At 34.4% G+C, this 21317-nt stretch carries 22 protein-coding genes and 1 other annotated feature; of the genes, 9 read left to right on the forward strand and 13 right to left on the reverse strand.

Annotation, left to right across the window (positions count from 1 at the left end; all coding sequences use genetic code 11):
* Positions 1-102: 102 nt before the first annotated feature.
* Positions 103-1074, forward strand: coding sequence for an HTH-type transcriptional regulator CysB (gene cysB / locus H3U97_RS10500; RefSeq protein WP_198198936.1), 972 nt, complete (start codon positions 103-105; stop codon positions 1072-1074).
* A gap of 65 nt (positions 1075-1139) precedes the next feature.
* On the opposite strand, the gene hisIE is transcribed toward cysB, so the two are convergent.
* From hisIE to hisG, 8 genes are read right to left on the reverse strand one after another with little or no spacing between them, the layout of a single operon-like run.
* Complete coding sequence (hisIE, locus tag H3U97_RS10505; RefSeq protein WP_370545690.1) at positions 1140-1739, reverse strand: bifunctional phosphoribosyl-AMP cyclohydrolase/phosphoribosyl-ATP diphosphatase HisIE; 600 nt, start codon at positions 1737-1739, stop codon at positions 1140-1142.
* 20 nt (positions 1740-1759) lie between these two features.
* The gene (gene hisF / locus H3U97_RS10510) at positions 1760-2536 is read right to left on the reverse strand and encodes an imidazole glycerol phosphate synthase subunit HisF (protein ID WP_198198919.1); all 777 of its coding nucleotides are present in this window, start codon (positions 2534-2536) and stop codon (positions 1760-1762) included.
* The gene (hisA, locus tag H3U97_RS10515; protein ID WP_198198937.1) at positions 2518-3255 is read right to left on the reverse strand and encodes a 1-(5-phosphoribosyl)-5-[(5-phosphoribosylamino)methylideneamino]imidazole-4-carboxamide isomerase; all 738 of its coding nucleotides are present in this window, start codon (positions 3253-3255) and stop codon (positions 2518-2520) included. The genes hisF and hisA overlap by 19 nt, the downstream gene beginning before the upstream one ends.
* 17 nt (positions 3256-3272) lie before the next feature.
* Positions 3273-3860 (reverse strand): imidazole glycerol phosphate synthase subunit HisH, encoded by a 588-nt coding sequence (gene hisH, locus H3U97_RS10520; RefSeq protein WP_198198920.1) that lies wholly within the window; start codon positions 3858-3860, stop codon positions 3273-3275.
* Entirely contained in the window at positions 3861-4928 is a 1068-nt protein-coding gene (hisB, locus tag H3U97_RS10525) for a bifunctional histidinol-phosphatase/imidazoleglycerol-phosphate dehydratase HisB (protein ID WP_198198921.1), read from the reverse strand.
* A gap of 8 nt (positions 4929-4936) precedes the next feature.
* Complete coding sequence (gene hisC / locus H3U97_RS10530) at positions 4937-5995, reverse strand: histidinol-phosphate transaminase (protein WP_232343809.1); 1059 nt, start codon at positions 5993-5995, stop codon at positions 4937-4939.
* Between the two features lie 9 nt (positions 5996-6004).
* Positions 6005-7306 (reverse strand): histidinol dehydrogenase, encoded by a 1302-nt coding sequence (gene hisD / locus H3U97_RS10535; RefSeq protein WP_198198923.1) that lies wholly within the window; start codon positions 7304-7306, stop codon positions 6005-6007.
* 4 nt (positions 7307-7310) lie between these two features.
* A complete protein-coding gene (gene hisG, locus H3U97_RS10540; protein ID WP_065578671.1) occupies positions 7311-8210 on the reverse strand; it encodes an ATP phosphoribosyltransferase in 900 nt (299 codons plus the stop codon).
* Between the two features lie 39 nt (positions 8211-8249).
* Positions 8250-8375: a sequence feature (His leader region), on the reverse strand.
* 420 nt (positions 8376-8795) lie between these two features.
* Here hisG and H3U97_RS10545 point away from each other — a divergent pair.
* Together H3U97_RS10545 and H3U97_RS10550 are read left to right on the forward strand one after the other, a co-directional pair.
* Positions 8796-9965, forward strand: a complete 1170-nt coding sequence (locus tag H3U97_RS10545) for a hypothetical protein (protein ID WP_198198924.1) — start codon at positions 8796-8798, stop codon at positions 9963-9965.
* 384 nt (positions 9966-10349) lie between these two features.
* On the forward strand, positions 10350-11225 hold the full coding sequence (locus H3U97_RS10550) for a DUF4261 domain-containing protein (protein ID WP_198198925.1): 876 nt from the start codon (positions 10350-10352) through the stop codon (positions 11223-11225).
* 68 nt (positions 11226-11293) lie between these two features.
* Here H3U97_RS10550 and H3U97_RS10555 read toward each other — a convergent pair whose 3' ends face one another.
* The 3 genes from H3U97_RS10555 to H3U97_RS10565 all read right to left on the reverse strand — a co-directional run bounded on the left by H3U97_RS10555 (position 11294) and on the right by H3U97_RS10565 (position 14026).
* Complete coding sequence (locus tag H3U97_RS10555) at positions 11294-11710, reverse strand: DoxX family protein (RefSeq protein WP_065613030.1); 417 nt, start codon at positions 11708-11710, stop codon at positions 11294-11296.
* A gap of 254 nt (positions 11711-11964) precedes the next feature.
* Entirely contained in the window at positions 11965-12798 is an 834-nt protein-coding gene (locus H3U97_RS10560; RefSeq protein ID WP_086364579.1) for a phosphoenolpyruvate hydrolase family protein, read from the reverse strand.
* 16 nt (positions 12799-12814) lie between these two features.
* A complete protein-coding gene (locus H3U97_RS10565; RefSeq protein ID WP_198198926.1) occupies positions 12815-14026 on the reverse strand; it encodes a Tm-1-like ATP-binding domain-containing protein in 1212 nt (403 codons plus the stop codon).
* A gap of 201 nt (positions 14027-14227) precedes the next feature.
* On the opposite strand from H3U97_RS10565, the gene H3U97_RS10570 reads away from it, so the two are divergent.
* On the forward strand, positions 14228-14872 hold the full coding sequence (locus H3U97_RS10570) for a TetR/AcrR family transcriptional regulator (protein WP_110453369.1): 645 nt from the start codon (positions 14228-14230) through the stop codon (positions 14870-14872).
* A 273-nt stretch (positions 14873-15145) separates the two neighbouring features.
* Here H3U97_RS10570 and H3U97_RS10575 read toward each other — a convergent pair whose 3' ends face one another.
* Entirely contained in the window at positions 15146-15544 is a 399-nt protein-coding gene (locus tag H3U97_RS10575; RefSeq protein WP_065613028.1) for a cell division inhibitor SulA, read from the reverse strand.
* 106 nt (positions 15545-15650) lie between these two features.
* Entirely contained in the window at positions 15651-16028 is a 378-nt protein-coding gene (gene crcB, locus H3U97_RS10580; protein WP_198198927.1) for a fluoride efflux transporter CrcB, read from the reverse strand.
* A gap of 194 nt (positions 16029-16222) precedes the next feature.
* Here crcB and H3U97_RS10585 point away from each other — a divergent pair, with 194 nt between their 5' ends.
* The 5 genes from H3U97_RS10585 to H3U97_RS10605 all read left to right on the forward strand — a co-directional run bounded on the left by H3U97_RS10585 (position 16223) and on the right by H3U97_RS10605 (position 21305).
* On the forward strand, positions 16223-16831 hold the full coding sequence (locus H3U97_RS10585) for a riboflavin synthase subunit alpha (protein ID WP_086357256.1): 609 nt from the start codon (positions 16223-16225) through the stop codon (positions 16829-16831).
* Positions 16832-16983: 152 nt separating this feature from the next.
* A complete protein-coding gene (locus tag H3U97_RS11490; RefSeq protein WP_086357255.1) occupies positions 16984-17199 on the forward strand; it encodes a YbhB/YbcL family Raf kinase inhibitor-like protein in 216 nt (71 codons plus the stop codon).
* 317 nt (positions 17200-17516) lie between these two features.
* Positions 17517-19493 carry a transcription antiterminator gene (locus tag H3U97_RS10595; protein WP_198198928.1) on the forward strand — a complete coding sequence of 659 codons (1977 nt, stop codon included), beginning with the start codon at positions 17517-17519 and terminating at the stop codon, positions 19491-19493.
* Positions 19483-19938 (forward strand): PTS sugar transporter subunit IIA, encoded by a 456-nt coding sequence (locus H3U97_RS10600; protein WP_034901957.1) that lies wholly within the window; start codon positions 19483-19485, stop codon positions 19936-19938. The genes H3U97_RS10595 and H3U97_RS10600 overlap by 11 nt, the downstream gene beginning before the upstream one ends.
* 29 nt (positions 19939-19967) lie before the next feature.
* Entirely contained in the window at positions 19968-21305 is a 1338-nt protein-coding gene (locus tag H3U97_RS10605) for a PTS galactitol transporter subunit IIC (RefSeq protein ID WP_065651065.1), read from the forward strand.
* Positions 21306-21317 lie beyond the last annotated feature (12 nt).

The following is a 21317-nucleotide window of genomic DNA, read 5'->3' on the forward strand; positions in this document are numbered from 1 at the left end:
TGTGCTAAAGTGTGAAAGGAATTACCTTACGATTTCCCTCTTTTTAACTTTTTGAATAGTTTTAAAAAGAGGGAAAGGTATATGGTTAAAGGAGCCTTTGTCATGAAGTTGCAACAACTGCGTTATATTGTTGAGGTCGTCAATAACGATCTAAATGTCTCTCTTACCTCTGAAAAACTGTATACCTCGCAACCAGGCATCAGTAAGCAGATTAAATTATTGGAAGATGAGCTCAATGTACAAATCTTTACCCGAGTAGGTAAACATCTTTCCGAAGTTACGCCAGTTGGTGAGCAAATTATTGCTTTAGCCCGTGAGATTTTAAATAAAGCACAAGATATTAAAATTATTGCTAAAGAATTTAGCCAGCCTAATCAAGGTTCATTAACCATTACAACAACCTATACTCAAGCTCGTTATACTTTACCAATTGTTATTCAGCAATTTATGCAACAGTATCCTAGTATAACACTTCATATGGAGCAAGGATCATCGCCGCAATGTCTCTTACAAGCGCAAACAGGGCAGGCTGATTTTGCTATCGTTACTGATTTATCTGAACTTAGCGATGATATGATTGCTATACCTTGCTATCATTGGAACCAAGCGGTGATTGTAATGAAAGATCATCCATTAGATAAAAGTAGTTTAATTACTATCGAAGAATTGTCTAAATATCCTTTAGTCAGTTATGACTTTTCTAATGATGGGTCTGATTTGAATCAAGCTTTTATTAAAGCCAATCAAATTCCTAATATTGTTTTTAGTACCACTGATGCGGAACTGATTAAGACTTATGTTAAGTTAGGGGTAGGTGTTGGCATTGTCGCTAAAATGGCGGTTAATGAAAGATCTGATAGTGATTTTGTGGTACTTAATGCTGGGCATATATTTCCATATAGTACCACTTATATTGCCTTTGCTCGTTCGCTATTTCTACGCAATTATATGTATGATTTTATTAATCAGTTTTCGGCACATTTAAATAGGCAAACAGTTGATAGACTTATCTTATGTGAAAATAATGTGGCAGTACAGGCTATGTTTAATGGGATCAAGTTACCAGTTAGGTAGTAGGAAAATCTTTTGCTTATCAATTTTAAACACCAAGCACAATAGATTGTGCTTGGTGACTAATGTTATTTATGTCTAGCTTTTAAAATACCGATCACATCTTGTAGAGTAAGGTTTTGATCTTGTAGTAAGACCAATAAGTGATAAATTAAATCGGCTGATTCATTTTTTAACTCTTCTTTGTCGTGTACTGTAGCTGCAAGTGCAGTTTCAACACCTTCTTCTCCCACTTTTTGGGCAATACGCTTGGTACCATCATGGTAGAGTTTTGCCGTATAAGATGATTTAGGATCAGCATTTTTACGAGCACCAAGTAATTGTTCTAGATCGTATAAAAAGCTCCATTCAGTTTGGTTATTGTTAAAACAGCTATTTGTTCCAGTATGGCAAGTAGGGCCAATTGGATTAACTAAAATCAGTAAGGTATCATTATCACAATCGGTCGAGATACTTACCACATTTAAAAAGTTACCCGAGGTTTCGCCTTTGGTCCATAAACGTTGTTTTGTACGCGAATAGAAGGTTACTTTGCCACTAGTTTGTGTCTGAGTTAATGCCTCTTGATTCATATAGCCAAGCATCAGTACTTCACCAGAAACATAGTGTTGTATGATAACCGGCATTAAATTATCAACTTTTTGCCAATCAAGTTGTTTAGTGTCTATTTGCATTTGGGAATGTTGAGTTAACATAATCGGATTTCTACTCCATGTTGAGCTAAATATTGTTTAAGTTCACCAATATTAATTATTTGTTTGTGAAAGACGGAAGCCGCTAATGCACCATCAACATTGGCTTCTTGAAAAGCTTGCAAAAAATGCTCCATAGTACCAGCTCCGCCAGATGCAATCAGTGGTACATGGCAAACTTCTCGAATCCTTTTAAGTTGTTTTAGATCGTAACCATTACGGACACCGTCTTGATTCATCATGTTTAGGACTATTTCACCAGCACCGCGTTTTTGTACTTCTTGCACCCAATCAAGCGTATTCCATTTGGTTGCCACTGTGCGTTTTTCATCGCCAGTGAATTGATAAACGTGGTAACTATCGGAATCTTTATCATACCAAGTATCAATCCCCACCACGATACACTGCACCCCGTAACAATCCGCTAACTGAGTAATTAAGCCCGGATTAGCTAACGCAGGGGAATTAATTGAAATTTTATCCGCACCATAAGTGAGAATTCTTGCTGCATCTTCAACCGTTTTTATCCCACCAGCGACACAAAAGGGGATATCTATTACTTCAGCAACTTTTGCCACCCAACTTTTGTCTACTACCCGACCGTCGGATGAGGCTGTGATATCATAAAATACCAATTCGTCAGCCCCTTCTTCGGCATAGCGTTTGGCTAATGGTACAATATCACCAATGATTTCATGATTACGAAATTGTACACCTTTAACAACTTGTCCATCACGGACATCCAAACAAGGTATTATCCTTTTTGCCAACATGAAATTGCCTCCTGAACTGTAAATTTACCTTCGAGTAATGCTCGACCGACGATGATACCTGCAACACCGCTCTCTTGTAACGCTTTAACATCGTCCAATTGTCCAATTCCGCCAGAAGCTTGCAACGCAATTTGTGGATATTTTTGGCTGATCTCTTGATATAGTTTTACATTAGAGCCACTTAGCGTTCCATCTTTGGAAATATCTGTACATAGTACATGTTTCAAGCCATAGGGTAGATAATCATCAATAACTTGTTCCAAGGTTTGTTTAGAATCTTCTTGCCAACCATGAATAGCGACGTTTTTGTTACCTTGTTGGTCAATACGAACATCTAAGGCTAATACCAATGATTCAGGGCCATAAGTATCAAACCATTTTTTTACCAAATCAGGCTGTTTAATAGCGGTAGAGCCAATAACTACGCGGGTGGCACCTGCTGATAATAATGCTTTAACATCTTCTTCTGTCCGAATTCCACCACCAATTTGTACTGGAACTTGTACACCATTAATCAGGGATTTTATCAATGAGATTTGTCGAGCTTGCGGATCTTTAGCTCCAGTTAAATCAACTAGATGTAATAGTTTCGCACCTTGCTTTTGATAATCTTGTAGACGAGTTAAAGGATCATTACCATAATCACGTTTTTGGTCATAATCGCCTTGATGTAATCGAACCACAGTACCATCAATTAAATCAAGAGCAGGAATAATAATAGGGTAAACTGCCATAGTTACATCTCCAAAAAGTTCTTGAGCAATTTTGCACCGGCTGAGCCAGAACGCTCGGGATGAAATTGCACACCGTAAAAGTTGTCTTTTTGTACGGCAGCAGTAAAGCTTTCGCCGTAATTGGTTTCTGCGATAGTTGATGAGCATAATGGTAAGGCGTATCCATGTACAAAGTAAAAGTAAGCACCATCAGGAATATCTCTAAATAGATGATGTCCGGCTTTTGGGTTGACTTGATTCCAGCCCATATGTGGTAGTGGTAATCCACAATCAGGAATTTGCACTACTTTTTCGTGAATAATACCTAAGGTATCGACATGACCTTCATTGCTATAATCAGCTAAAAGTTGCATACCAAGGCAGATACCTAATACTGGTTGAGTACAGACTTTGATAAGCTTAATTAAATTACGTTCTTCTAATTTTTGCATTGCAGCAGAAGCTGAACCGACCCCTGGTAAAAATAGTTTGTCAGATTCGAGTACCGTATCAGGATCAAGACTAATAATCGGATTATAGCCTAATCTCTGTATTGCATATTTGACTGAGGAAAGATTAGCACAGCCAGTATCTAGAATGACAATTTTCATCTATAACACTCCTTTTGAGCTAGGTAATCTGTCACTTTCAATTTTAATCGCTTGTTTGAGTGTTCTAGCAAAGGCTTTAAATAAGCTTTCGATACGATGGTGGTCATTATCACCGGTTGTTTCAATGTGCAAGGTAATTGCCATCGCATAACTCAAAGAATAGAAGAAGTGCTCGACCATTTGCGTGCTCATATCGCCAACTTTCGGATCACTGAATTGTGCCGAAAACTTGAGGTAAGGCCGACCTGAAATATCCATTGCACATTTTGCTAGACACTCATCCATGGGAATAACAGAGGCATAACGTGTAATTCCCCGTTTATCACCAAGTGCTTGTTTTAACGCTTCGCCTAAGGCAAGACCTGTATCTTCAATAGTGTGGTGATCATCTATATGTAAATCGCCTTCTACTTGAATGTTTAATTTGATACCGCCATGAGTGGCGATTTGGTCAAGCATGTGATTAAAAAAACCAATGCCGGTATTAATTTGACTGCCACCTTGTCTATCTAACCAAACTTCAACTAAAATTTTGGTTTCTTTGGTATTGCGTTCGACTTTAGCATAACGATCTGCTGTGGTTAAACGTTGGGCTATTTCATTCCAATTAAGTGATTCTGGATTATATTGTAATCCGTTTATTTGCATATTTTCAGCAAGTTGCATATCTGTGACCCTGTCACCGATAACGTAACTATTTTGTTTATCTAACTTACCACTAGTTAAATAAGGTAGAACTAAAGTGATTTTCGGCTTACGACATTCACAATTATCTTGAGGAAAATGAGGGCAGATCAGTACATCTTCAAAGTTAACACCTTGTGATTCGAATATTTGCATCATTAAATTATGCGGTCCATCAAAATCAGCTTGCGGATAACTACTGGTTCCTAATCCATCTTGATTGGTAACCATCACTAATTTATAACCAGCTGCTTGTAGTTTTAGTAGTGCCGGGATCACATTAGGTTCAAATGCAAGTTTTGCAAAACTATCAACTTGAAAATCGATAGGCGGTTCAACTATCAATGTTCCATCACGGTCGATAAATAAATATTTTTGTAACATACTTGCTCCTATTTTATCGCTTTGAGTGCGGTTATTACTGCTTCACATTCTGCTTGTGTACCAATCGAAATTCGCACAAAACCATCTTGGCCAATTGATTTGCTTTGATCACGCAAAATAATGCCTTGATTCCATAGTTTGCTAAATACCTCTTTATTACTTTGAAATTTCACGCATAAATAATTTGATTCACTAGGATAAACTTTTTCGACAATTGGTGAAGCAGTAAGTTGTTTAGCAAACTTCTCTTTTTGATTATTTAGATTGATGACATGCAATCTCATCGTTTCGATACCTTCTTTACTCAATGCCTGAGTGGCAATGTCCGCTACAGGGGTAGCGAGAGGGTATGGAGCGATCACTTTCTGTAAAGCATCTATTACTGGTTTATTTGCTAAAGTGAAGCCACAACGTAATCCTGCTAGCGCAAAAGCTTTCGATAAAGTTCGTAAAATAACTAGGTGAGGATAATTTGCAAGCCAGCTCGCAACGGTTGAATTTGGAGAAAACTCAATATAGGCTTCATCAATAATAACTAATGCGCGATCTTTGACTAAATTAAGTAATGCTTTAATATCCTCAGGATTGATTAAATTCCCAGTTGGATTGTTTGGTGAACAGACATAGATTAACTTAACATTATCGAGATTTTGTTTAATACCCTCTAAATCAAGTTGCCAATCAGATTTTGTTGGTACGGTTTTAGTTTTTATTCCTAAAGTTTCAGCGCTGACTTGATACATACCATAAGTTGGTGGGCAGTAAAGCACTGTATCAGTATCTGGCTCACAAAAAGCCCGCATTAACAGCTCTATCGCTTCATCGGCCCCTCGACTGACAATCACTTGCTCTGGAGTGACACCAGCATATTGCGCATAACTATCTATAACTTGCTGTGGTTGTGCTTCTGGATAGCGGTTTAACGTTTGCTCGGTTAACTGATAATAGAGTGCCACTGGGTATTCATTGGCATTTAGCCATACATCACCATTACCGCCTATACGTCTAGCTGATTGATAAGGCGTCAATTTTTGTACGTTCTTTCTGACTAATTGATTAATGTCCATTTTATTCACCTATTTTTCAGAATCTGAGTTAAGTTTAGCTAAGCGAATAGTCACGGCATTTTTGTGGGCAGTGAGTTGTTCTGCTTGTGCCATTAGTTCAACTGCATTACCTATTGCTTTTAACCCTTCAGCCGATAATTTTTGCACTGTCATACGTTTTTGGAAATCAGGTAATCCAAGGCTTGAATAAGTTGCGGTATAACCATAAGTTGGTAATACGTGATTTGTACCAGAGGCATAATCTCCAGCAGATTCTGGTGACCAATCCCCTAAGAATATCGAACCAGCACTATTAATTTTATCAACCAGTTCATCGGCATTTTCGGTTTGAATAATTAAGTGTTCAGGACCATAACGATTGCTGATAGTTACACATTCATCTAAATCTTTGGTTACGATAAGTCGGCTCTCTTGTAACGCTTTTTCAGCAATTCCTTGACGTGAAAGTTGAGCAAGTTGCTTATCAACTTCGACTGAAACTGCTTGGGCGATCTTCTCATCTGGTGTAAGCAGTACAACCTGTGAATCGGGGCCATGTTCAGCTTGAGAAAGTAAATCCGCTGCAATAAACGCCGGATTAGCGGAACTATCGGCAATGACCAGAACTTCTGATGGGCCGGCTGGCATATCTATTGCTGCGCCATCCAATCGTTGGCTAACTTGGCGTTTCGCCTCGGTAACATAAGCATTGCCGGGACCAAATATTTTATCGACTTTAGGAACTGATTGAGTACCTAATGCCATTGCCGCAATCGCTTGTGCGCCACCCAATTGATAAATTTCTGTTACACCACAAAGTTCTGCCGCATATAAAATTTCGTCAGCAATTGGTGGCGGTGAACATAAAATCACTTTACGACAACCGGCAATTTTAGCTGGAATGGCTAACATTAATACGGTTGATAGCAACGGAGCCGAACCACCCGGTATATACAGACCTACCGAATCAATTGGTCTAGTGACTGACTGACATTTGATGCCAGGCATCGTTTCCACTGTTATAGTTTGTCTAACTTGTGCTTGGTGGAATTTTTCGATGTTACTTACGGCTAATTGCATTGCCTGTTTTAATTCTGGTTTAACACGGCTAGTTGCTGTTTTTATCTCATCTTTAGTTAATTTGATTTGCTTAATTTGCACTTTATCAAATTTATTACTTAATTCTTTTAGAGCTTCATCGCCATTTTGTTTTACTTGCGTCAAAATATCTTTAACCGCTTGGCTAATAGTATCAGAAGCAGCTATAGCAGGACGAGTTAGTAATTCTGCTTGTTTTTCTTTAGAACATTGTTGCCAATATGATAGTTTCATTTGATTACTCCATCATTTTTTCAATTGGTAATACAAGGATTGAACTTGCACCTAATGCTTTTAGTTTTTCCATGGTTTCCCAGAATAATGATTCAGTACTCACCATATGTAGTGCTACCCGATTTTGTTCGCCAGTTAATGGTAAAATGGTTGGATTTTCTGCTCCTGGTAATAGTGATACGACTTGATCTAAAACGGCTGTTGGTGCGTGCAGCATAATGTATTTGGATTCACGAGCTTGAATCACCCCTTGAATACGGGTCATCACTTTATCGATTAACGCCTGTTTGGTGGCAGACATTTCACCTTCTCGTTGAATTAAACAAGCTTTCGATTTATAAATAACTTCAATTTCTTGTAGACCATTAGCTTCAAGTGTGGCTCCACTGGATACTAAATCACAAATTACATCAGCAAGGCCAGCTCGTGGTGCAACTTCTACAGAACCATTAAGTAGACAGGTTTTAAAATTGACATTGTATTGTGAAAGGTAACGGCGGAGTAGGTGAGGATAAGTGGTTGCAATGCGTAAATTATTTAAACATTCTGGTCCGCTATAAACAAAATCACGAGGAGCAGCAATTGATAAGCGACAGCCACCAAAATCAAGGCGACGTAAGGTTTTATATTGTGGGTTTTCACCTTCGGCTTGTCTATCAAGAACTTCTTCTTCTAACACATTCTCACCGACAATACCAATATCGACAACACCATCAATGACTAGTCCGGGTATATCATCATCGCGAACGCGTAAAATATCAATTGGCATATTTTCGGCAAAAGCAATTAAGCGTTGTTCTTGCAAATTGATTTTTATGCCACATTGAGCCAATAATTTTTTCGACTCATCGCTTAAACGTCCCGACTTTTGCATTGCTATACGTAACCGTGAATTATCCAACATATTCTTCTCCAACTTGTTTAAATAAATTTATAAACCACAAATAAAAAACCCTCGGAAGACTGATCTTCCGAGGGTTCTCTAAATGCTTTTGCGATATCACCGGAAGACCTTTTGTCTTCCAGCACCAATCGCCCGAAGACTATTCAGGAATGATGGTGATGATGATGTTTAGTAACGAAAACACAAAAACAATTCATAAAAAATAAAACCTTTAAATTTAACTGTTGTACAAAATATAATATAAATGACTAACTAGCAACTTAATTTTGTCGATTTATTAAAAAAATATAAAAAATTCAAATTTTTTAATTATCTGTTTTGTCTTAATTCATTCCGTGATCTTGAATTTAACGGTAATATTATTTCATCGTCAGATGTTCATAATAGCTTTATGTCGGCATTGATGCGATTTGCAACAGTAATGGATATTGAATCATTCATTGAAACAAATTAATAAGTTAAAATACTTTTTCTTAATTTTTGAGGATTAATAAAAAATCCTCATTTTTTGACATAAATATTTATCCGTGATAATCATAACTGAAAGGAATTTTGTTATAGCTAGTTTTATGAATTGGATTTTATATGGATCATCCTGCTAATCATATCGATAGTTACATTTTTGTTTGGTTTTTCATGATACCATTTTTTTATGGTATTTATACGTTTTCGTTAATATTTGTTTTTGTCCGGATACATTGGATTATCAAAGCAATTTTTACAATTCCAATGGTTGTTTGGTTAATATTTTGCTTTATGCATACCAATCTTATTATTTTTCTATTTACGTTAACCGGTATGGTTTTTCCAATAATACTTCGACTATGCCAATTACAAGCAAAAAAATCTTATGGTATAAAACGTAAATTTGCTTCAATATTCAGTTATGTATTATTACCATTATTTTGTACTTTCTTTTGGCCTGCCTATTTAATAGCTCCTATAGTTGTAGAATTTGTAGAAAGTAGACCCAGTAGTGAATGTAGAGAAAATGGACGTTTAGTTGAATTGTCTAAAGATACTATTCTGCGAGTTTATCCTAATTCCAAATATTCACCATTTTGGATTAGAAAATTACATGATTCTACTTCTGTAAATAATTCTGAAAAAGATTTTTGTGAGCAGTTTTCCCATACTCAAGCCTATCAAATTGACAAAATCAGTGAAATTAGAATTAATTCAGGGAATTTATGCATTCATCCAACATCTAAAGCAATAATCGCTTATTGCAGTAATATAAAAAATGAACTTTTAAAATTGGATAGTTTAGACATCGAATTTGTGAAAAAAAATAAAGATGAAGTTAGTGGTATTCGGCTTAAATCATTTCAGAAAAGATTAGAAAATATAAAGGAGATAAAGAGAAATAGAAATTCAGAAGATTGGTATGGAGATTGGTATGGAGATTGGCTTGAGACAAAACAATTCAATAATGGCATAGAATTACATAGATTTTATAAACATGAAAACACACTAATCATTCCTCAAGTAGATTGGTTGCCACCGCAAACAGAAGCTTTAGAAATTAATTGCTATCGTAAAAGTGTTTTAAGGTGTAGTTATAATTATGAGTATAATCAAGATTGGAATGTATCAGTTTTCTATATATTCAATATTGGCGATAGTATCGAAAATGAAAATGACGATAATAATATGCCAGTTTATGATCAAACTTTCATTGATATGAATTTAGAAGGTGCGCAAAAAGCTCATCAAATAGTTGAAGATTTCATTGAAGGTCTAAGTGTGAAATGAATTAATATTATACTTTTTAGTCATAGTAAATATCAAAATAGGAATAAGAAAACTTGAATGCTGCATTATTTTATAGAAAATTTGGAAGACCAGAACAAGTATTAACATTCGATTAAATCATGGAAATTATAATATTTTATTAATTAAGAGCATTTAAATATTTATGCCATTTACTTAAGTCGCAAATTATTACCACTTAGAACTGGATGTTTAATTGATTTTTTTAATTATTGAATTAAAAAATTTACAATGATGAAAAATGATAAATAAAATATTTACTTAATATAGGCAAGTAGATATTATTGCTAAAGTTTTATAGCGTCAATTACTATAAAATGCACTAAATTTGATTTAATTTAAAATAGTTGTCATAAGGAATATTAAATGGGTATATTTTCTCGTTTTTTTGGTAAAAAAACAGAATCAAAACAGATGGATAATTCGATTGTCCCAAATCCTGATATTGAAAATGCCGTTAGCTTAAGTGTTGTTTTTAGCGGTGTGCTTAATATTAATAACGATGAATTATTAGCAAAACTTAAATCGATTAATCCGATCATAAAAGATATTCGATATGAAACACCGTTCGGACAACTTGAAGAAGGTATGTGTATTTTAGTAAGTTGGGGTAAACATGTTATTAGAATAGTTGGTCTCAATGCGCCTTATCCTAAAGCTGTATTAGAAGCATGTGTTACTCCTGCTAGTTATAGTCAAGAAATAAAACAACAAGTTTATGAAAGTGATAGTCATTTATTATTATATTATGTTGGCTATGAACAAGATGTATTAGAGCAGTACTTAGCTTTAACTCGTTTAGTAGCATGCTTTGAACAATTTAATGCGTTAGCAGTAATTAATGAAGATGCTCATACTTCATTACCAGTTAACTTTATTAATTCATTAGCTTCGGAAAAAGATGGTTTAGCCACTTTAGGGGAATGTTTACCTTTATTGTTTTGTGGTTTTGTTAAATATGAAATAGAAAATATTAAAGGGATTTGGATGCGCACTTATGGCGCTAATAAATTTGGTTTACCTAATTTTGCTGCATTAGCCAATAGTTATGAGGAAAGTGAATATTATTTTGACATGTTTAATAATATTTTAAATTATTTACGACAAAGTCAAGCGACAATGAATCCTGGTGATACGATGGAAATGGGTGATAATCGTATGATGTCATTACGAGCACCTCAAGATGATGAATATTTCTTAAAAGATCAGGGTGAACTTTTAGTAATTGAAATTAATAATTAATTTTAACTATGCAATTTTTAGGAAAGGTAATAAATAATTGTCGCTACCTTTCCTAAATATTTAGCATCTTATTGTTGAGTTATTTGTGGATATTTTTTACCTGCTAAAACACTAAACCGACCAGTCCCTAATAATGCCAAACTAAAAGCAGTTAATGACATAAAAGCTGGATACTCCCAACCACCTCCTTGATTAGTAAATGACCAACCATTATTCCAATGCACAATAGTTATTATTGCTAATTGAAAGAAAGCAATTAGCGCTATGGCACGAGTTAAAATACCGAGTAACAATAGTGCACCGCCACCAATTTCAAAAATGATAACGATATAAGAAAAAAAACCGGGAAAGCCAAGAGTATGAAAATACTCTGCAGTACCTTCTGGGGTTAGAACAAGTAGTTTGGTAAAACCATGGGCCAAAAACATCATACCTAAAGCAATTCGTAATACAAATGCAGCTACATCAGTTTGATATTCTCTCATTTTGTGTTTCCTATATTAAGTTAGCAAAATAACAATAATGAAACTCATAAAAATTTCTTACAAACGTTATTACTTTTTTAAAACATAGGATACTGCAGTGACGATTGTCTCACAGTTAACAATCAATAGTAAAGTAGTAGACAATTATCATCAATTTTTATCACTGAAAATTAAGATGGTATAAGTATAATTTGCTTATGTTTGAGAATAGAAAAAATAGCAGTGCGACGCGTGGTCGCACCGTTATTGCTTACTTATTGTTGGTGTCGAATAGACTTAAATCTTTCTGTCGTCTGAGTTAATGCTGTTTCTGTTGGCAAACGTTCCATTGAACTTGCGCCATAAAAACCATTACAATCAGGACAATTTTGTAAAATATATTCTGCATCTTCAGGGGATGAAATAGGTCCACCATGGCAAAGTATGATAATATCTGGACGAATTGCTTTAGCTGCTTTGGCCCATTGATTGATTAAAGGAACACAATCCGCAAGTTTTAATGCAGTTTGGGCACCAATACTACCACCGGTGGTTAAGCCCATATGTGGAACTAAAATATCCGCCCCAGCTTTGGTCATGTCAATAGCATCTTGCTCACTAAATACATATGGTGTAGTTAGCAGATCTTTTTCATGTGCTTTGCGAATCATCTCAACTTCTAATGCATAGCCCATACCAGTTTCTTCAAGATTAGCTCTAAAATTACCATCAATTAAACCAACAGTAGGGAAGTTTTGTACGCCAGCAAATCCGGTAGCTTTAATTTGATCTAAAAACTGATCGAATTGGCAGAAGGGGTCGGTGCCATTAACACCAGCTAACACAGGGGTATGTTTTACAACCGGTAATACTTCTTTTGCCATATCCATAACAATTTCATTGGCATTACCATAAGCTAATAAGCCTGCTAGTGATCCACGACCCGCCATACGATAGCGACCAGAATTGTAAATTACAATCAGATCAATACCACCAGCTTCTTCACATTTTGCCGATAATCCTGTACCAGCTCCTCCACCGATGATTGGTTGACCTTTAGCAATCATATCATGGAATTTTTTTAATAATTGAGCACGTTTACTACTCATAATTTTCTCCATTACTTTATTTAATTATATTTTTAAATTCGTTAATAACTAAATTACAAAATTCTGGTGAATTAATATGATGCGAGGTTTTTATTAACCGTCGTTTTTCAGTTTGAATAAAGACTTTTTCAAACTCATCTATGAAAGCTTGATCCGCTTGCGGTGACCAAAAATCCCCATTTTCAATATCAAGTGCAGAAAAACCACTTTCAGGAATAATAAAAACTACTTCGCCTTGACATTTATTTAGTTTTGTAGCGATCCAATTTGCCATGATTTTATTCTCTTCAGGGGTGGTTCGCATTAAAGTAACTTGTGGATTATGAGGATAAAACAGACGATCTCGATATTTTTCTGGAATAGTATCTGGACTACCGAAATTAACCATATCAAGGGCGCCACATGATCCAATATATGGGACTTCGCTTCTTGCGATGGCTTCAAATCGGTCATCATCACAAGCAAGTACTCCATCAAACAGATGATCACAAACTTCCGTTGTCGTAATATCAAGTACACCTTTTAATAGATGGCTATCAGCTAATTTTTCCATTGCTTTACCGCCACTACCCGTTGCATGAAAAACTAAACAATCATATTTATCATTTAATTTTGCTGAAAGCGATTGAACACACGGAGTAGTAACACCGAACATGGTTAATCCAATTGCTGGTTTATCTTCGATTTGTTCTTGCGTTTTAAATAACACTGAACCTGCAATAGCATTAGCTGCATTGGCGAGTACTTTTCTTGATATAACATTTACGCCAGCAATATCTGTAACGGAATAGAGCATCGCAATATCACTTGCACCGATATACCCAGATATATCACCTGAGGCCATGGTTGAAACCATCAACTTTGGTACGCCAATAGGCAGTGCTTGCATAGCTGGAGTGATTAATGCGGTACCACCCGAGCCACCTAAACCGAGGATAGCGTCAACATCATTTTGCGCTATTAAAAATTGTTTAAATGCATTAGCCATTGCAACGATAGCCTTTCCTCTATCGGTGACAAAAACCGCTTTTTCACCCTCGGGATGATATTTAGCAACAGTACTGGCGCTAATATCAGCAATGTGATTAAAAGAATGCGGTTGCTTAGTGGAGATATCAACTATTTTACTTGCAACATTTCTTTTACTAAGTAAATGTTTGACGTAAACAATCTCTTCTCCTTTTGTGTCTAGTGTCGCGACTAAGTAAACCATATTATGCGATGCCATTTATTTCTCCTTAACAGATAAAATAGAACTCGATACTTCTTACTCAACTATCAGCGATTACTACTTTGATAATTATAAGCTAAAAATGAGACATTAGTCTCATTTTTTTTAAATTTTTTTGAAAATTTTTTAAATATTATAGTTATGTTAAAAAAAGTTGTATAATTTACAAAAGTTTACTAGCTGGCGATAAATAACAATATGAATATAAATAGCTTAATGAATTCTAAGAAATATTCTGGGGCCAAAAAAAGAACTTACGATCGTCTTATCGAAACTGCGATTGAGGCTTTAGAGCAGGGTAAAGATATATCCATTACTGAATTATCAGATAGAACAGGTATTTCTAGAGCTACTGCTTATCGCTATTTCCCGACTAAAACCGATTTAATATCAGCGGCGGTTGAACAATCACTTAGTCCAATATTCTTATGGCAATCAGATAGAGAAAATGTCGAAGATCAGATAAATGATTTTTTAGCTTTTGCTTTGCCGCAAATGTTAAAACATGAAGGAACATTACGTGCAGCTTTAAGCCTTTCTTTAAAACAATGGGCAGATGAACGGTCACAAATAACGGAAAAGACTAAAAAACTTGTGCGAGGTAATCGTAAGGAAATTCTTACCAATTTATTGCAGCCACTCAGAGCTCAATTCTCTGATGAGCTTTTTGATAAAGTTATCTACTCAATTTCAATCATATATGGTTCTGAAATATTCATGGTGTTAAAAGATATTTGGAACTTTGAGAGTGAGCAAGTAATAGATCTTTCACAATGGATTGTTAAAGCTATCATCAATCAAGCTAAACAAGAAGCGCAAGATGAATCGATGACCGAATCTTGATTGCTCTGAGTTCGGTTAACAATTTTTTTCACTCATTTAACTTACAATTCCAACTAGCAGTTTAACTTGATTCAACAACTTTTATAAAAGTTCACTTATATTTTGCTAGAGTAAACAATTTAGCTTATTCGGTGATTTAACATTAATGATAGTAGTATAAATAAAAAAGACACTACCACATTAGATAGTGTCTTTTTATAACAACGGCTGTTAATAAAAAATAATTAAATGGTATGCCAAACACTATTTTTATTTGAAAGGTTAATTTTCAAATTAATGGTATTGAATAGCTGGCTGACTTTGTTCATCGTGAACTAAAAATAAACATGTATCGCTAGTTAATACGGCCTGTTGTAAACGTTGTTTGTCCTGCTCATTAAGATCGTTAATACAAGCAACCACATAACTACAGGTTTTACTTTGTAGTGCCTTTTCTATAGTCGAGACTAAATTATTATTAGTTAAGTTAGCCAAATGTACGACTTTTTGTTTATCAAGCCCGGCAATATTTACCCATGAACGTTTTAACATTGGACGATCTGATAGCCATAATTGCCATTTTTTTTCTTTATTGAATGAACGTAATAAAGGTCTCTGCTGTTGCAACACTTGTTGAAAAGGTGTTTCAAAATTGATAGCCATAAGTTGTGGTGATGAATGTTCAATAAGCATAATAACCTCTATACTGTTTACTTATACAGTGTATATTAATACAGTATTTTACGGTTGTAAATACTATTTATGCTCATTTTTTAGATTATTATGGCGTAATATATCTTCATGAGCGAAAATATTGATAGGTTAAAACACCTAAAAAGGTCATCAATACTGAACCTGCGACATGAATCGCGATGGTAGTTAATCCCCAACCAAAACGTCCTTCCTGAAGAAAATTAACAATCTCAGCTGAAAAGGTGGAAAAAGTCGATAATCCACCACAAAAACCAGTAATTATTAACAATCGCCATTCAGGGGATAGGGGGATGTGATTAAAAAAGGCAATGGCTAAACCGATAATATAACCAGCAATTAAATTAGCAACTAAGGTTCCTAACGGAATAGTAAAAGCAATCACATTTAACTTTAACGATAAAAACCAGCGCAATAAACCTCCAGCAACTGAACCGACCGAGATAGCTAAAATAAGTTTTAACATAAATGGAAAACCTTTAAATCATTAATTAACCATGATCATATCAGTAGACTAATAAAATGGGTATCTTTTTGCTGAGTAAATTATTTCATTTATCAGGCAAGTTAACCAAAATCATTTGATTGTAATCATTATTATTTTTTTATCGTTTGCGCTAAAATAGCTGATAATCATGATGAATAATAAAGGTTATAATAATGTTTACTGGAATCGTTCAAGGTGTTGGTCAAATTATTGATATCATCGATCAAGATAAATTACGTACTTATAAGGTAAAATTACCAGCAAAATTAACACAACATATCGAAATCGGTGCATCCATTGCTAACGATGGATGTTGTTTAACCGTGACCGATTTTCAAGATGATTGGGTTACTTTTGATATTATGCAAGAAACGTTAGCCTTAACAACTCTCGGCAGTAAAAAGTTAAATGATTTGGTAAATATTGAACGAAGTGCTAAATACGGCGATGAAATTGGTGGTCATGTAATGTCTGGGCATGTCTCTTGCCGTGCTTCCATTATTGACATCCAGAAAACAGCAACTAATTGTCAAATGACGTTAGTCATAGCAGAAAAATTTATGAAGTATGTTTTATACAAAGGTTTTATTGGTATAGATGGTGCAAGTTTAACGGTGGGAGAAGTTAAAGATAATCAATTTAACATCCATCTAATTCCAGAAACATTAGCGATTACCACTCTAGATAGTAAAAAGATTGGTGATGAGGTAAATATTGAAATTGACTCACAAACTCAAGCTATCGTTGATACAGTAGAAAGAGTATTAGCAACGAAAAAATAAAGTTAAGCTAATTTGTACCTAAATTGGCTGATTGTTAGTTAATAATGGTTTATTGTTAAACATTCATATGTTAATAAAAAAGGAAACAATATGTTTATAGCAAAAAACTTTAAACCATTATTATTAAGCTTGGCGATGTTTACACCTTTTAATTGTTTAAATTAATCATTCCAAAATTAGCTAAAGATAGATTTACTAGTAAATTTATTGCCAATCAATTTGGTTGTACTGGCGATAACACATCACCGCAAATTGAATGGCTGAATGTTCCAACTAATGCTAAAAGTTTAGTATTGACCATGTATGATCCTGATGCACCGACGGGATGCGGTTGGTGGCATTGGCAGGTGGTAAATATTCCTCTGTAAAGCTAACATATCGCCCAATCAGTTTGGTTATACCCATTATTTCAAAAAACGTTTTGGTATATCGCCTAAGATGTTACGTTCTGCATAAGTTTCTATTTCAATATCTACCTATTATTGATTATCTACATTATTACAACAAATACCCCATCTTAAGCTTGATATTCAGTCAATCCCATCATTTTACATTGATTAAGATCACATTCTATTCCAGATTAATCTGGAAAAAAATGTAATCGTCTTATTTATTTAACTAACTATACTTTAAATCATCAAGTTATGAATGTATTGCAACAACAATTAGAAAAAGGAGTTGAGTAATGGAAAGACAAATCAAATTACTTAAACTACTTTTTAGCCAATCGGAATTTAAACCGGCTGCTTTTTTTAGTTCAAAATTATCTATTTCAACTAAAACGGTATATTACGATATTGAAAAACTAAATGAACAGTTAATAACGGTACCGAATACGGATATTCGAATCGAAAAGTCTCCCCGTAAAGGGCTAATGCTAGTAGGTGAAAAAACCGATATTGAGCCGATTATTAGCTATTTAGAACAAAAAAATAGTCATAGCTATTTCAATCAAAAATCACGACGCTTAAGTCCTGAATACCGTCGATTAGATATCGTCAAACGCTGTTTACTTAAAAGTGAATCAGTATCACTGGAACAATTATCGGATGATTATTTAGTCAGTAAAACATCGTTACACAAAGATATTGAATTTATTAATCGAGCTCTTGAACAAGAAAATATTCTATTAAATGTCACTCATAAAGGAATTTATGTTGAAGGTAATGAAAATCAAATTCAACGAGCGATTAAACATTTCTTATCTTTGTATATTCATAAACAAGATGATTATTATCTCAATCAATTGATGAAATCATTTATTGGCGATAACTCTTTTGAACAGATAACTCAGTTATTATTTGAACGTTTTGAATCAGTAGTCGTACAATCTTCGGAACATTATTTATCTTCATTACTGATATCTATCACCATTCAGCTAAAAAGATTGTGTTTAGGTTATTCAATTCCTGAAGAGAGTGATTTCTTATTTAATCATATCCGATATATGCAATCTTATTTGATTGCCTCGGAATTGGCTAAAACGCTAGAGTTAACTTTTAATGTGACGTTTTCGACCAATGATATTAAATACCTAAGTAAATTGTTTTTTGCTCATCGTATTATTGATGAAAATGTCATTGTTGATGATAGTTTTTATGAGCAAATTATTCGTAGAATTATCAAAAAAATAGGCGATATTGAAAGTGTCGATCTCTCTGGTGATGGAAAATTATTTCACTCATTATTGTCGCATTTTCCACCGATGATTACTCGGTTGCAAAAGCAAATTCGTATTATTAATCCAATATTAGATGAAATAAAACAGGAATATTCGAAATTATTTAGTGTGTTATGGTATGCACTTTCAGACTTAGAACGTAAATTTGATATTCATTTAAATGATCATGAAATTTCATTTTTATTGATTCATTTCCAAATAGCCTTAGATAAAGCCGCTGATGCCAATAACATTGTTATTATTTGTCAATATGGATGTTCATCATCAAATTTAATCTTAAATAAAGTCCGCAAATTTTTGCCATCTAAAGATAATATTGAAGTCTATTCTGTGGCTAAACTGAATTCGACTAAGCTTAGTAATGTCGACTTGATCATCACCACTCTCGATATCAAAAATATTAATAAACCGATGGTCAAAATATCATCTTTGTTGAACAAACAAGACTATCAAAATATTATTCAAGCTTACGCTAACTATGTCTTGAATAAACAATCCGATTTTTCAGATAAAGGTAATTATTACCCATCTACCGCCAAATTTGTCAATGCGGATTTGATTGAATTAAATGTTGATATTCAACATAAAAGTGACTGCCTTAATTTGCTGATAAGTAAGTTAGAAGATAAAGGCTTAGTGACTAAAAACTATCGTGACTCAGTTTTATATCGAGAAGAAATCGGTGACACTTCAATCGAAAACGGTATTGCTTTACCGCATGGCTCGCCAATGTTTGTTATTAAATCGAGTATCTCAATTATGACCTTAAAACGACCAATAAAATGGGGAATGATTGATGTCAGTATTATTATTATGGTTAGTCTTTCCGAAGATAATATCAATAGCATTAATGACGTTTTTACCGAAATTTATGAAATTGTTTCAAATAAACAAGCAATTTCATCCTTAAAAAATCTTATAAATTTTAAACAACTTAAACAATTTTTGGATAATCAAAGAGGAATCAAGAATGTACTTTGATCAACATTTATGCCTATTTAACATTGAGGCAAAAACCAAAGAAGAGATCTTAACCACAATGGCACAAATGTTATTGTCACATGGCATTGTTAAACAAGATTATTTAACAGGTATTTTAGAAAGAGAACAGCAATACCCGACAGGTTTATTAGTTAATTCGATTGGTTTTGCAATTCCCCACACCGATTCCTCAAAAGTGAATCAATCACAAATTTGTTTTGCATCGCTAAAACATCCGGTGATTTTTTCCGGTATGACCGATGATAAAGAGCAAATACCGGTCAAATTTATTTTCATGTTAGCAATGAAGCAAGCACATGAACAAGTTGAGAATTTACAAAATTTAATCGGCTTATTTCAAAATGAGGAGCAAATAAAATTATTAGAACAATGTCAATCAACTAACGAATTTATCTCTATTTTAAATAGCGCTGGTGTTAAATAGGATGGATTATTTTTATTAAGGAGTTACAAATGGATAGTGTCATTAATATTTTTCAATGGCTAATAAATTTAGGTGGGGTCGTTTTTTTACCTATCATCATTTTTATTATCGCCTTGTTTTTCAGAGTTAGCTTTTCCAAAGCGATAATGTCTGGTATTACCGTCGGTATTGGTATTGTCGGTCTTGGTTTAGTTATTGGTTTATTATCAGATACGTTAGGTGTTGCGATTCAAAAAATGGGTGAGCAATATGGAACGTCATTAAGCATCATGGATATTGGTTGTGGAGTAGGTGGTCCGTTAGCATTCTCAACTACGTTGGGATTATTACTCATTCCTGCTTCATTAATTATTAACTTTTTATTTATTTCACTAGGTTGGACTAGAACTTTAAATGTCGATATTTGGAACTTCTGGTTTGCAATTTTCCTCGGCTTAGTGGCTTATTCAGTAACCGGTGAATATTGGGTTGGTATTATTGGTTGTATCACTGCAGTAATGTTGCAATGGTTTTTAGCTGATCTTTTACAAAAACCAATTAGTTCATTCTTTGGATATCCGGGTATTGCCGTTACTCACCTTATGGCATTATCAGGGGCAATTGTTGCAATTCCATTAAATTGGATATTTGACCGTATTCCAGGGCTAAACAAATTAAATGCTGATTCAGAAACATTAACCAAACGATTTGGGATTTTCGGTGATACAGTGGTAATTGGTTTAATCATTGGTATTGTTGTTGGTATCTTAGCTAATTACGATGTTCCACAAATTGGTAAATTAGCAATTTCAACTGCGGCAATCATGAAAATTATGCCAAAAATGGTGGCAATGTTTATGGAAGGTTTACTTCCTGTTGCTGATGCTGCTCGTGAATTTACCAGTAAAAAACTCAATGGCAAACAAGTTAACATCGGTATGGATGCGGCGTTAACTGTTGGTCATCCTGCGGTAATGGCAACTGCGTTAATTATGGTACCAGTTTCATTATTATTAGCCTTAATTTTACCGGGTAATAAAGTGTTACCTTTTGGGGATTTAGCTTTCTATGCCTTTGGTATTTGTTTAATGGTGCCGTTTTTCAAAGGTAATATTATTCGTTCAATTTTAGGTGGCACCATCTATTTGGTCGTCTGCTTATATATGGCAACATGGCTTGCTCCAGTTATTACTGATGTATTCCATTTGGCTAATTACGATGTAGGTACTGCTGGTATTGTTACTGTCATTTTATGTGGATTATGGCCAGTAACCTTATTCGTACTATTGTTAACTCAGCTTGGTTTTATTGGTTTAATTGGTTTAGCGCTAGTTATTCTTTGCTTACTTATCTATATCAACAAAATCAAAAAAATTGAAATGTATTAAAAGGAAATAATC

The sequence above is a fragment of the Gilliamella sp. W8128 genome (assembly GCF_016100545.1).
Classification (GTDB): domain Bacteria; phylum Pseudomonadota; class Gammaproteobacteria; order Enterobacterales; family Orbaceae; genus Gilliamella; species Gilliamella apis.

Coding starts and splice junctions, on each gene's coding strand:
- cysB (WP_198198936.1), top strand. CDS start 103: ATGAAGTTGCAACAACTGCGTTATATTGTTGAGGTCGTCAATAACGAT.
- hisF (WP_198198919.1), bottom strand. CDS start 2,536: ATGTTGGCAAAAAGGATAATACCTTGTTTGGATGTCCGTGATGGACAA.
- hisH (WP_198198920.1), bottom strand. CDS start 3,860: ATGAAAATTGTCATTCTAGATACTGGCTGTGCTAATCTTTCCTCAGTC.
- hisB (WP_198198921.1), bottom strand. CDS start 4,928: ATGTTACAAAAATATTTATTTATCGACCGTGATGGAACATTGATAGTT.
- hisC (WP_232343809.1), bottom strand. CDS start 5,995: ATGGACATTAATCAATTAGTCAGAAAGAACGTACAAAAATTGACGCCT.
- hisD (WP_198198923.1), bottom strand. CDS start 7,306: ATGAAACTATCATATTGGCAACAATGTTCTAAAGAAAAACAAGCAGAA.
- hisG (WP_065578671.1), bottom strand. CDS start 8,210: ATGTTGGATAATTCACGGTTACGTATAGCAATGCAAAAGTCGGGACGT.
- H3U97_RS10545 (WP_198198924.1), top strand. CDS start 8,796: ATGGATCATCCTGCTAATCATATCGATAGTTACATTTTTGTTTGGTTT.
- H3U97_RS10550 (WP_198198925.1), top strand. CDS start 10,350: ATGGGTATATTTTCTCGTTTTTTTGGTAAAAAAACAGAATCAAAACAG.
- H3U97_RS10555 (WP_065613030.1), bottom strand. CDS start 11,710: ATGAGAGAATATCAAACTGATGTAGCTGCATTTGTATTACGAATTGCT.
- H3U97_RS10560 (WP_086364579.1), bottom strand. CDS start 12,798: ATGAGTAGTAAACGTGCTCAATTATTAAAAAAATTCCATGATATGATT.
- H3U97_RS10565 (WP_198198926.1), bottom strand. CDS start 14,026: ATGGCATCGCATAATATGGTTTACTTAGTCGCGACACTAGACACAAAA.
- H3U97_RS10570 (WP_110453369.1), top strand. CDS start 14,228: ATGAATATAAATAGCTTAATGAATTCTAAGAAATATTCTGGGGCCAAA.
- H3U97_RS10575 (WP_065613028.1), bottom strand. CDS start 15,544: ATGCTTATTGAACATTCATCACCACAACTTATGGCTATCAATTTTGAA.
- crcB (WP_198198927.1), bottom strand. CDS start 16,028: ATGTTAAAACTTATTTTAGCTATCTCGGTCGGTTCAGTTGCTGGAGGT.
- H3U97_RS10585 (WP_086357256.1), top strand. CDS start 16,223: ATGTTTACTGGAATCGTTCAAGGTGTTGGTCAAATTATTGATATCATC.
- H3U97_RS10595 (WP_198198928.1), top strand. CDS start 17,517: ATGGAAAGACAAATCAAATTACTTAAACTACTTTTTAGCCAATCGGAA.
- H3U97_RS10600 (WP_034901957.1), top strand. CDS start 19,483: ATGTACTTTGATCAACATTTATGCCTATTTAACATTGAGGCAAAAACC.
- H3U97_RS10605 (WP_065651065.1), top strand. CDS start 19,968: ATGGATAGTGTCATTAATATTTTTCAATGGCTAATAAATTTAGGTGGG.